This window comes from Herpetosiphon sp. NSE202, assembly GCF_042688385.1.
Classification (GTDB): domain Bacteria; phylum Chloroflexota; class Chloroflexia; order Chloroflexales; family Herpetosiphonaceae; genus Herpetosiphon.
In genome coordinates, this window is record NZ_JBHUPY010000017.1 from 155,213 (window position 1) to 167,034 (window position 11,822).

Annotated in this window: 10 protein-coding genes and 2 tRNA genes; 9 read left to right on the forward strand and 3 right to left on the reverse strand. The window is 51.6% G+C overall.

What is annotated here, in order from left to right; translation table 11 throughout:
- Window positions 1-3: 3 nt before the first annotated feature.
- Both ACFMKP_RS20055 and ACFMKP_RS20060 read left to right on the forward strand, forming a co-directional pair.
- Window positions 4-411 (forward strand): hypothetical protein, encoded by a 408-nt coding sequence (locus ACFMKP_RS20055; protein ID WP_382294455.1) that lies wholly within the window; start codon window positions 4-6, stop codon window positions 409-411.
- A gap of 49 nt (window positions 412-460) precedes the next feature.
- Window positions 461-1,831, forward strand: coding sequence for a peptidase MA family metallohydrolase (locus ACFMKP_RS20060; protein ID WP_382294457.1), 1,371 nt, complete (start codon window positions 461-463; stop codon window positions 1,829-1,831).
- A gap of 456 nt (window positions 1,832-2,287) precedes the next feature.
- Here the strand turns inward: ACFMKP_RS20060 and ACFMKP_RS20065 are convergent, their stop codons facing one another.
- The 3 genes from ACFMKP_RS20065 to queD are packed head-to-tail and all read right to left on the reverse strand — an operon-like array spanning window position 2,288 to window position 5,028.
- Window positions 2,288-3,916, reverse strand: a complete 1,629-nt coding sequence (locus ACFMKP_RS20065) for a flippase (protein ID WP_382294459.1) — start codon at window positions 3,914-3,916, stop codon at window positions 2,288-2,290.
- A gap of 21 nt (window positions 3,917-3,937) precedes the next feature.
- A complete protein-coding gene (locus ACFMKP_RS20070) occupies window positions 3,938-4,630 on the reverse strand; it encodes a 7-carboxy-7-deazaguanine synthase QueE (protein WP_382294461.1) in 693 nt (230 codons plus the stop codon).
- A complete protein-coding gene (gene queD, locus ACFMKP_RS20075; RefSeq protein WP_382294463.1) occupies window positions 4,627-5,028 on the reverse strand; it encodes a 6-carboxytetrahydropterin synthase QueD in 402 nt (133 codons plus the stop codon). Before queD ends, ACFMKP_RS20070 begins: the two co-directional genes overlap by 4 nt.
- A 1,069-nt stretch (window positions 5,029-6,097) precedes the next feature.
- On the opposite strand from queD, the gene ACFMKP_RS20080 reads away from it, so the two are divergent.
- The 7 genes from ACFMKP_RS20080 to ACFMKP_RS20110 all read left to right on the forward strand — a co-directional run bounded on the left by ACFMKP_RS20080 (window position 6,098) and on the right by ACFMKP_RS20110 (window position 11,755).
- Window positions 6,098-6,174 (forward strand) — tRNA-Pro (locus tag ACFMKP_RS20080).
- A 17-nt stretch (window positions 6,175-6,191) separates the two neighbouring features.
- Window positions 6,192-6,277: transfer RNA gene (locus ACFMKP_RS20085), tRNA-Leu, on the forward strand.
- Between the two features lie 41 nt (window positions 6,278-6,318).
- Complete coding sequence (locus ACFMKP_RS20090; RefSeq protein ID WP_382294465.1) at window positions 6,319-8,091, forward strand: hypothetical protein; 1,773 nt, start codon at window positions 6,319-6,321, stop codon at window positions 8,089-8,091.
- Between the two features lie 5 nt (window positions 8,092-8,096).
- Window positions 8,097-8,633, forward strand: coding sequence for a methylated-DNA--[protein]-cysteine S-methyltransferase (locus ACFMKP_RS20095; RefSeq protein WP_382294467.1), 537 nt, complete (start codon window positions 8,097-8,099; stop codon window positions 8,631-8,633).
- Window positions 8,630-9,196, forward strand: a complete 567-nt coding sequence (locus ACFMKP_RS20100) for a hypothetical protein (RefSeq protein WP_382294468.1) — start codon at window positions 8,630-8,632, stop codon at window positions 9,194-9,196. Before ACFMKP_RS20095 ends, ACFMKP_RS20100 begins: the two co-directional genes overlap by 4 nt.
- Window positions 9,186-10,580 (forward strand): acyl-CoA reductase, encoded by a 1,395-nt coding sequence (locus ACFMKP_RS20105; protein WP_382294470.1) that lies wholly within the window; start codon window positions 9,186-9,188, stop codon window positions 10,578-10,580. Before ACFMKP_RS20100 ends, ACFMKP_RS20105 begins: the two co-directional genes overlap by 11 nt.
- A 35-nt stretch (window positions 10,581-10,615) precedes the next feature.
- Entirely contained in the window at window positions 10,616-11,755 is a 1,140-nt protein-coding gene (locus tag ACFMKP_RS20110) for an acyl-CoA dehydrogenase (protein ID WP_382294472.1), read from the forward strand.
- Window positions 11,756-11,822: the final 67 nt, after the last annotated feature.

An 11,822-nucleotide genomic window follows, 5' to 3' on the forward strand; every position in this document is an offset into this window, starting at 1 on the left:
GTGATGGTGGAAAAACTTGCTCCGCATAAACCAACCGTAATCGTGTGGCTTGGCTCGTTAAGCTTGATCATTCTGCAACTGCTTTTGCCGTTTGGCATGCTGAATCTGCTTTTGGCAATTGTGACGGTTCCAACGTTGCTTTTGTCGAGTTATGCGCTCTGGATCATATTTTTTCCTCCGCGCTCGTTACAAGCGCGCTTAGAGCCGCGACGCGCGCACGACCCAACAATTGCGCGTAAAAAGCCGCGTTGGCGCTACAATACCTATCAAGATCCAGCTGTTCATTTGCCAAACGTCTTGCACACCCCGATTGATCCAGATTTTTTTGAACTTGAGCCATTGACTTCAAGTGGTGCTGATTCAGGCGGTTCGTGGGCGAGCAAGAGCGGCGATTCAAGCGGTTCGTGGTAATGCCAAGTTGAGCCATGGTACAATTGGCGCATAGGAAAGGGATCTACCGATGCGCCGATTGTTGTGTTTACTCTTAATCCTGCTGGTTTGGCCACGGCCTGTGCTTGCCCAAGCCGAACTTCCCCAATGGCTCGAACGCAAAACCACCTATATTTCAATTTTGTATCCTCAAGGCAGCGAAGCTGAGGCCCAGCGCTACGCTGGCTATAGCGACCCGATTTACGAGGAAGTGACGGCGATCATTGGCTATCGGCCTGCGCCACCACTGACCCTGCGAATCTACCCCACCAAAGAACTCTATCAACAGGTTAATCCGGCGGCGCGCTACCTCGAAGGCATTGTGGCTCACGCCCACACTGGGCGGCGCGAAATTAGCATTGCAGTGCAACAAACCCTTGGCATGAGCGATGAGGAATTGCGCAACAATGTGCGCCATGAATTGATGCATATTATTGCCGCTGAGCTTTCCGATGGCCGTTTGAGCACGATGTGGCAAGAGGGTATCGCTCAATATGTGGAAGTGCCTACCAGCCAAAGTGGCTACAAAATTGCCTTGCTCAAACAAGCCGTCGAAAATAACCAACTAGCGCCATGGCGAACTTTAGATAGCGCTGGTGCAGTCTACGATAATCCGGCCTTGGGCTATCCCCAAAGTTGGTCGATGGTCTCGTTTTTGATTCAGCGCTATGGCATGGCACGCTTTTTGGCCTTTTTAGAGGCCTTGCGCACTGCCAGCGGCTATCGTTCAGCGCTTAGCCAAGCCTATAGCCTCAGTGCCGAAAGCCTCGAAAGCGAATGGCTAGCCCAATTGCCAACCTGGATCGATGGTGGCTGGAAACAGGCTCCGAGTGTAGCTTTTGATCAAGCAAGCATTGAAACGGCGATCGCTGCTGGCCAGTATAGCGAAGCCTTGGCTGCTGCCGAAACTGCCCTGACAATCAAGGATGATCCGGCGATTGCGGCCTTGCGTGAGCAGGCGCGCAAAGGTGTGCAAGCTGAAGATGCAGCTGCCGCCGCGCGGGTAGCGCTGTTGGAAGGTCGCTATGCCGAAGCCAAAACTTCGATTGAGCAAGCCTTGCCGCTGTTTGCCGATTTGGCCCAAATTGAGCGCCAAAAAGTGCTCAACGATTATTTGCAACGGGCAGAACAAGGCTTAAAAGCTCAGCAATTGCTCGAAACCGCCCGCCGCGATTTGAACGGCATTCGGATTGTTGCGGCGCGCAAAAATATTGAGCAAGCCGCCAATTTATTTAGCCAACTTGGCGATAGCAATGGCCGCAACCAAGCAGCAGAATTGCTTGAATCGCTTAATCTGCGACTCAAAATTGTTGGAATTGGGCTGATTATCTTGGTGGGGCTGGGATTGGCTTGGAATATTGATCGGCGGCGGGCAATGCGCAAACGTATGTTGCCGTTGTAGGAATAATAAATAGTATGATGCGTTACTAAGATGCCCTCACCCCAACCCCTCTCCCATCCGATGGGCGAGGGGCTTTAACGCCATGGTTCTTCGGCAATGCGGTAGTAAAACGGATGCTCCCCCTCGCCCGCGTTCAGTGGGAGAGGGGGTTGGCTTACAAGGGTAGGTAGTTAAGATCCCCTCACCCCAACCCCTCTCCCGTGGCGCGGGCGAGGGGCTTTAACGCGCTGGTTCTCCCGCAATTCCTTGGCGAAAACTGGTCGGCTCCCCTTCGCCCACGTTCAGTGGGAGAGGGGGCTGGGGGTGAGGGGATGCCCCACGCTACTACCAAAGGCCTAAAAACCTATCCTTGTAGGGGTTGGGGGGTGAGGGGACGTTTACCCATAGCATTGCATTAAGAAACCTACCCTTGCAGGGCTTTACTTTCCCTGTGCTGCCTAAAATTTGTTCTGTGGATTAATTTGAGGCTTGGGGCCGTAATTTTTTGAGCATGCGGGCAGCTAGCTCGCGTTCGGTTTGGCCAATGCTGCCACTAAACCATAAGCCAGCAGCATAGATTAATGCTGTAACGAGGCCAGCTAAATACACATTAATTGCCAGCAACAACCAGCCAAATCCACCAGCAATCAAGGCCGAGAGCGCAGGCCGCCACAGCAGCCCAGCCAAATTAAAGGTAATCTTCTCGCGGCGCAATACCAACCATAGCGGTATAAACAACACCAGCTCGGAAATAATGGTGATTGTGGCAGCAGCAAAATAGCTATAACGTGGAATGAGCCAAATATTCAAGCCCAAATTGACCAGCGCTGTCAAGCCAAAGGCCTTGGTAATTGCCTGCTTCTTGCCCAAGGCAATGATCACATATTGCGTCAGGCCATTCAGATAGCTGCCTGGCAAATACCAAATCGTAATCATCAAGGCATAGACGCTGCCTGGCAAATATTCAGGTTTATCGGCGAGCCATGTGGTGAGCGGCACGGCCACAATTGTTGCAATGATGGCAATGCCAAAAGCCAAATTGAGCAACATTCGCAAGGTGCCAGCATAGGCGCGGCTCATGCCAGCTCGATCATCGCCAGAACGCCGAATTAAGGTGGGGAAAATTGCATTGACCACGATTGGCGGCACAATTTGGGTAAAATTAATCAGTTTGTAGGCCACGCCATAGGTTGCCGTAACGACAAAACCATGAAAGGCACTCAACAAAATCGTATCGAAACGAAAGAAAATCGTCATCAACAAACTGTTGAGCAACAGCGGATAACCTTCTTTGAGCAGCGGTTTGGCTGGCAAGGTTGGGCCACGCCAAGCCACATCGGGAAAGAAACGGCGCATTACCAGCCAAAATAACAGGGCGCTGAGCATTGCCCCCGCCAAGGCTCCACTGGCAATCCCGATAATTCCAAAGCCCAAAACCAAGGCAATTAATCGAAAAGCAGCGCTGCCAATATTGGTCAGCAAATTAACAACCGCAGCAGCGACCAAGCGCTCGTGGCCTTGCAGCCATGCCGTAACACTCGCCGAAATTGCCGCTGGAAACAAGGTCAGCATCAAAACTGCCACAACCATAATTTGCTCGCGCGTCAGGCCAACTGCTGTGATTTTGGCTTCGGCTAAGCCGTTATAGATCAGCACGAAGATGACGGCGATGGGCAGCGCTAAAACTGCAAAGCGCAGGCGTAGCCAAAGGGTTGTGCGAAAGGTTTGGGGGGCTTGGCTTGGTTGGCGCACAATCTCGTGGGTTGCGAGGACAGTTAAGCCCCAATCGGCAATCGTGCCAAAATAGCTCACCACGATTATCGCCGCGAAGTCGTAGGCTCCAACGGTTTCGATCGCCAAAAAGCGATACAGAATCATCGCAAAGACCAAATCGATCATACGGCTGGTCAGTTGCAGGGCAAAGGGAATGCTGGCATTGCGGCTAATGGTGCTTAAATGATCTTCAGTCGCTTGGCGGGGCTTGCTCCAACGGCGAATTGCTACCAAGGTCAAGCCCAATAAGCCAATCAGACCCAGACTAAATAAGCCTACCAGAATCCAACCGTTAACTGAAACTGTTGGCTGGCTTAGCAATCGTATTGCCACAGACAACTCCCTTGGAAGAACTTAGACAAGCCGTTTTTGGCCCCAGATCAGCACATGCATTTGAGGCAGCACACGCACGTTGAAGGCGCGCCATTCTGGTAATTGGGCGCGTTCGGCCAGCCATTCGAGGGCGTGGCTATAATCGCGCTCGGCCCAACGGCCTTCTGGCTGCCAAATAATTGGCAATTGGGCTTCAGCAAACGCTTGATGTTCGCTGACAAATTGATGCAGTTGGGCTAAATCGCTCTCGCCAGTGATGACAAATTTCCATTGTTGGCGTTCGGCTGCCAATTGCATAAATTGGCGCAACGGTTCGAGCCGCAGCATGCCGGTGTTGGCCCCAGCCAATTTTGGCGATAAGCTCCAGAGATTGATCTGCTCGACCAGTTCGGGGCGAAAAATGGTGCTATTGGTTTCGACAGTTAGGTGATGGCCTGCTGCGCGCAAGGTTTGGGCGAGCGCTGGTAATTCACGTTGCAACATTGGCTCGCCGCCAGTTAGCACAACATGGCGTGCGCCTTGTTCGGCGATGCGTTGGGCCAGCGTGGCAATTGGCAAATTTTCCCATTTGCCGCCCTCTTTAACGCTCCACGAATATTTGGTATCGCACCAGCTACAGCGCAAATTGCAGGCAAAAAAGCGCACAAAGGTGGTGGGCACGCCCATCAAGGTGCCTTCGCCTTGTACCGAACGATAGACTTCCATCACATTCATGGCTGGGCCTCGCGTTCGGCGCGGCTAATTTCGATGTAGCCGCTGGCGGTTTCCCACAGGCGCATGCGCCACAGCAGCGCGCCAAATTCTGGTGCTTGTTGCTCAAGCTCATCCCACATCCAATGAATGATATTTTCGGCGGTGCTTGGCACGCTTAACAAATCATTGAGATTATAGTGATCAACGCGGGCAATCAGAATTTCGTTGACCACCTCTTTAATCTGTTCTAAATCGATGACCATGCCATCGTCGCTTTGACCACGGGCAGGCTGAATCGGCCCACGCACGCTGACCTCAAGCAAATAGGAATGGCCATGGAGCCGCGCACATTTGCCGCGATGGTTGGGAAGTTGATGGGCTGCTTCAAAGCGAAATTGTTTGGTAAGAATGGCGTGCATATACAGATCTACTAGGTGTTTAAATGGCAAAAAAAGCGCCAACGATTGACGCACATGGCTATTGTACCATGGGGATGGGGCAAGTAGAACATAGAACAGAGAGCATAGAACAGAGGTGTAATGGTTCATCAGGTTAACTACGGCTTGATCCCCTCGCCCCCTCTCCCATCCGATGGGCGAGGGGGAACCACTCAACCCGTGCTCCCCTCGCCCGCGTTCAGTGGGAGAGGGGCTGGGGGTGAGGGCATGCTTCTGTTGCCAAGCTAATGAACCATTACACCCCATCTTCGCGTTCTTCGCGGTTAAAATCTTCGCGCTCGTCGTGGCTAAAAAAAGATACTAAGATAGAGCAAATTCCAGATACTCAGGGTTAGACAACTTATACTTACTAGTTGTAAAAATAGCATCAGATTATACTTACGTTTCGATTCTAACCACGTGCGCTTAATTGAGTCTGACCAGAAAAACGCTGCCAAGGCTAAACCAACCAGCCCACCTAGGCTGAAAATCTGCCAGCCAATATCAACAGCATTTGAGTTTGCCCCAACATAAAAATCATTAATAATCTTGGATGTTTGATAACTAAAGAAAACTACGGGCATTGAGATTAAACATAAACATAGGTAAACAACCAGAATAATCTTTCTGATTCGGCTATTACCTCGGGGATTATTGGGCACGTGATAGCTCATCCATACCTCTAAATGAGCGCATAGAAAACGCTAAGCTTGAATATGTATGGTTAACCAATAGCATAGCAGAATAATCCTGCTTATCTGTGTCAATCTGTGGCTAAAACAAAAGAATGAGGAATGAATTATGAGGGATGAAATTCCGATAGCCAAAAGCCCATAGCCACATCAGCTTCGTGGTTAAATTCCTATGCTCTCTGTTCTATGTTCTATGTTCTTCGCGATCTTCGTGATCTTCGCGGTTTCGTCCTTCGTGCGCTTTGTGCTCTTCGTGGATCAAAAGTGTATTCTTCTAGTCCCCAATCCTCCAATTTGACAAGGATCAGCTTTCGTGGTAATCTAATGCGGCTGTCGTGACTGAGAGCCAAAGAACTTGACGGGGCGTGGCGCAGCCCGGTAGCGCACTTGAATGGGGTTCAAGAGGTCCCGCGTTCGAATCGCGGCGCCCCGACCAGTTAACAACATCAAGAAGCCGAAGTGGCGGAATGGCAGACGCGATGGTCTCAAAAACCATTGAGGGCGACCTCATGTGGGTTCGACTCCCACCTTCGGCACCAACTCGATCAACTGTGTATAATATACACAGTTGATTTTTTTTGTGCACGAGGTTGTTAATTTGCGTAAATTAGGTTTATTGCTTGTATTTTTGTTTGGGTTTGTTACCCCTGCGCCTGCTACTCCCGATGCTCCGACCGCGCAGCCAAGCGCGATCACGCCGTGGGGCATTAACGGCTACCTCACTAAAAACGAGCGGATTGCTAGCGGCGATAATGTGCCGCTGCTGGCCCAAAAAATGGCCCAAGCGGGCGCTCATTGGTCGCTCGAAGAATTGCCATGGGCCGAAATCGAGCCAAGCAATGGTAATTTTCGCACCAGCTACGATATCCGCATCAAAACTGTTGCCGATGCCAACCTTGGCATTATTGGCATGCTCCTGACCACGCCAGCTTGGGCGCGTGAGCCTTCGTGCGCTGGCAACAATAACTATTGGTGTCCCCCGAGCGATCCAGCCCAGTATGCAGAGTTTGCGGCCTGGATGGTCGAGCGCTACGATGGCGATGGATTTAACGATGCCCCAGGCTCGCCGCGCATCGCTGCATGGCAAATTTGGAACGAGCCGAATTTTCACGAAACCTGGAGTTCAATCAATAATAACGAAGCTTTGCGCCGTCGCCGCTATGGCGAAATTTTGGTCGCTTCGTATAACGCAATTAAGCAAGCCGACCCAACGGCGATTGTGGTGGCTGGTGGGGTCTATGTGTTCGATGGTTTTAGCGATGGCCTTGAGTTTCTGAATGGCAATAATGGCGCGTTTCGCCAAGTTCCTGCGGCCAAAAATAGCTTCGATGTGCTGGGGATTCACCCCTACATGCCAACCATCGCCCCCGATGCAATCGGCACGTTTGCAACCGTCACTTTAGAAGGCCGTTTGCTCAACTCGCGCAATTGGCTGAGCAACGATCTTGGCCGCCCCAATGCCCCAATTTGGATCACTGAGATTGGCTGGTGCACCAGCCCAGGCTCGGCAAGTTGCCCCGTGGTGAGTGCCGAAAATCAGGCCCGCTATCTGATTCGTAGCTTTGTGATTGCTCAACAATTGGGCGTGCAACATATTAATTGGTTGCAGCTTGAAGATGCTTTCAATGGCGGCCATCCCTTCAGCGGCTCAGAGTTGCTTGGCAATTTTGCGAATAATAATTATCAAGCAAAACCTGCGTACACTGCCTTCCAGACAATGGCCTATCTTTTGACCACCGCCACGCCGTTGGGGCCGCGCGCTGGCGTGCATACCCACAACTATGTTGGCAATGGCAATAACACAGGCGGCGTATATGCCTATCGCTATAGCCGTGGCAGCACCGAGATTGATGTGCTGTGGACTCCCGGAGCCAATACCACAATTCAGGTTCCGCTGACTGCGGGGAAACAGTGGATTTTCCGCACCCGCAATAACCAAACATTTACGCCAACAATTAATGGCACAACCGCTAGCATTGTATTGACCAACGATCCGATTTTTATTGTGCAAAAAACGCCTGCCAGCATCAATATTCAGACTTCGGTGAATTTGTTGGCTGAAGTTGGCGGCGAGGCAGCGGCCATTATTCCGCTCAGCAACGGCGATAGCGAAACCGCGCTCAATTGGACAATTAGCAACGTCTCTGCTGGCCTGAGCGTCACGCCCAGCAGCGGCAGTTTGGTTGGCACAACCAATTTGACGATCAGGGCACAAGTTGGTAGCCTAAGCACTGGAACCTATACCTATCAGTTTCGGGTTAATGGCAATGGTTTGGCTCCCCGCACGGTTCAAGTAACGCTGCGGGTCGTGAATCAACTTGATCCAGTCTATTTGCCGCTGGTTAGAAAATAGCAACTATGGCGATCGATTACTGTATTCAAACTACTCCATTTGGGCGTTTGTTGCTTGCAGCAGCGCCCGAAGGCTTGTTGTTGGCCAGTTTTGGCGACGACGATAGTGAATTGTTGGCTGAATTAACCGAAACCCACCCCAATCGGTTGCTGATCTATCGTGCAAATGCCATGCTTGAACAGGCCATTGATCAATATCAAGCCTATTGTGCTGGCCAACGCAGCCAATTTAGTGTGCCAATTGCATGGCAGGGTTCGGCGCAACAGCACGCAATTTGGCAACAGTTAATTCAAATTCCCTATGGCCAACAATGGTCGTATCAACAATTGGCTGAGCAATTGCCACGGCCTTACCACGCAGCGTATGCGATCAATCAAGCGTTGCGCAGCAATCCTTTGGCCTTGATTATTCCTTGTCATCGTTTAACGAGCTCGCCGCATGGGCTTGGCTACTATCGCTGGGGCCGCAGCCGCCAACAACAACTGCTTGCGCGTGAAGCAATTCCGGTTACTGCCAAATATTCTATGGAGATGATGTCATGATTGTTGGACGCTTGCCTGATGTACCGCTCGATGCCGATTTGCCAATAAGCGCGAGCCTAATCTCCCAAGGATTAGAACATTATCAAGCAGTTGCCCGCTGGATTGCGACCCTGCCCTTTGGCCGCAACACCAACCCGCTCGATTGGCGCTTGGTTGTCAGCGAAAAACGGGGCACGAGCAGCACCAAACATGCCTTCTTGGCCGAGTTGGCCCGCGAATTGGCGCTGCCAATTAATTTGTATTTTGGCATTTATTTGATGGATGGCAAGAATACGCCTGGGGTTGGCCCAACCTTGGAATCAAATAAACTCAGCGCGATTCCCGAAGCGCATTGTTTTTTGCGCTATGGCCGCTGGAATATCGATGTAACCCGTTCTGCGAATGCCGAGCCAATTTTGCAATTTTTTGAAGAACAACAAATTACGCCTGATCAAATTGGTGATTACAAACGCACTGTGCATCGCAATTTTCTCTTAAAATGGGCCACCAGCCAAGGCCTGAGCCTCACCAAAGCATGGGCAATTCGCGAGGCATGTATGGCTGCGTTAACCAATGAGCGTTGAATTGCCAACCTGGTGCTTGCCGCCAGCACTTGCTTGGCCCCAATCCAGCCAGCAATTTGGTGCGCTGAGTTTGCCAATTCTTCAGCCAAGCCCCAGCCAAATGCTGCAACTTGTCGAACATTTGCGCGCCAGTGCCACAACCCTGCAAGGCCTACCAATTAACAAAATTGTCGCGGCAATTGATCGGGCAGCAGTGCAATGGCTTGCGCCAGATTATGCGCTACGAATGCAATTACTCAATCAACTGCCCCAAATTAATGGCTACAACCAAGCCATGCTGAGCGTTGTGCTTGACCGGATGCTGGCCGATTGGCGTGCGCCGCAGCTTTGGCAACGGCTCAATGAGCAATTCGGCGATCCGTTGCTGCTCGATGGCTGGCGACCAAGCGTGGTTGGCGAAAGTCGCGTGCTTGGGCCACGCCTAACCTGGCATATTTGCGCTGGCAACGTGCCTGGAGTCGCAATTCAAAGCTTAATCGATGCGCTTTTGGTTAAGTCGCCAAGTTTGCTGAAAGTAGCGCGGGGCGAGCCATTGTGGGCCGCGGCATTCGCCAGCAGCCTAATCGAACAACTCCCAGAGCTTGCTGACAGTATCGCGGTGCTTTGGTGGAGCGGCGGCGAGCAAGCGCTCGAAGCACCAATTTTGGCCACAACTGAGGCAATTATTGCCAACGCCAGCGATCAAGCGATTGCGACGGTGCGGCAGCGCAGCCCAGCTCACATTCGTTGGCTTGATTATGGCTCGCGCTACTCATTTGGCTATCTCAGCCAAAGCATGCTTGCTGCGCCAAATTTGGCTGAAATTGCCGCTAATTTGGCGACAGATAGTGTGATGCTTGAGCAACAAGGCTGTGTCTCGCCGCAAGCATTGTTTATTGAAGCGCCGAGCGCTGCTCAATTAAGCCAACTTGCAACTGAATTGAACCAAGCCTTGGCTACTATGAGCCAGCGTTATCCGGCGAGTAGCGCGATTCTCGCTGCGACGCGGCGGAGTGCTGATGAATATGAGTGGCAAGCGTTGAGCGGCCAACCAATTCAGCTTTTGAGCCAGCCCGATCAGCCATGGCTGATGGTGGTTGATCAAGGCGAAAACTTGCCAACAACGACAGGGCGGCTGATTAAGCTTGTGCCAGTGGCTAATCTTGCTGAGCTTGAGCAGCGATTAAGCCCATTGCGTCAGCATCTGCAAAGTGCTACGCTGGTATGTAGTTCTGAGCAGCGGGCCGAATTGGCTGAAGCGCTGGCGACAATCGGCGTAGTGCGAATTTGCCATGCTGGGCAACAAGCGTTTCCGCAGGCAGCGTGGCATCACGATGGGCGCGACCCATTACGCAGTTTAGTCCGCTGGGTCGATGTAGAACGATCAAGCAATCTTCACCTATAATTAAGCAGTAATTCGACACATTTGGAGGAATCAACGTGGATTTCAAGCTCTCGGACGATCAGGAATTTATGCGCAAGGCAGCTCGCGAATTTGCCGAAGGTGAAATTCGGCCAACAGTTGCCGAGCGTGATGAGCATAAAATTTGGCCGACCGACATTGTGCAGAAGATGGGCAAGTTGGGCTTTATGGGCGTGGCAATCGATGAAGCCTATGGCGGAGCTGGCCTCGATTACATCTCCTATGCAATTATGATCGAGGAGCTTTCGCGGGTCGATGCCTCGGTTGGGGTCATTGCCTCGGTCAATAATTCGCTGGTGTGTGCTGGGATTGAAAAATTTGGCACGGAAGAACAAAAGCGCGACATTCTGACCCCATTGGCCAGCGGCCAACAGCTTGGTGCGTTCTCGCTCTCGGAGCCTGGCGCTGGCTCGGATGCGGCAGCCCAGAAAACCCGCGCGGTTGAAGATGGCGATCATTATGTGATTACTGGCACCAAAAACTGGGTTACCAATGGCTCGAAAGCCAACACCATTTTGTTGATGGCCATGACTGCGCCAGAAAAAGGTGTAAAAGGCATTAGCGCCTTTTTAGTCGATACCAGCGAGCCTGGGGTTTCGGTGCTCAAGGTTGAAGATAAATTGGGCATTCGTTCAGCACAATCGGCCCAAATGTCCTATGATGAGCTGAGGGTTCCCAAAAGCCGCATGCTTGGCCAACCAGGCGAAGGCTTCAAAATCGCTATGACCATCTTGAATGGTGGGCGGATTGGGATTGCCTCGCAGGCTTTGGGGATTGCCCAAGGAGCTTATGAAGCAGCCTTGGATTATGCCAAAGTCCGCGAGCAATTTGGCCAATCGATTATCAACTTCCAAGCAGTGGGCTTTACCTTGGCCGATATGGCGACGCGAATCAAAGCAGCGCGCATGTTGACCTATCATGCTGCGTGGCTCAAAGATCAGGGTGAAAACTACATTGCGGCGGCGGCGATGGCCAAAGTCAATGCCTCGGAAACTGCCATGTGGACAGCCACCAAAGCCGTGCAAATCTTTGGCTCGAATGGCTACTCGAAAGAATATCCCGTTGAGCGCTACTTCCGCGATGCCAAGATTACCGAAATCTACGAAGGCACGAGCGAAATTCAGCGCTTGGTAATTTCGCGTGAGATTGCCAAATAAGCTTCTGATGATGAACCAGCATTGCCAATGCTGGTTCATTATTTAACCGATCTTTAACCAGTTGGCT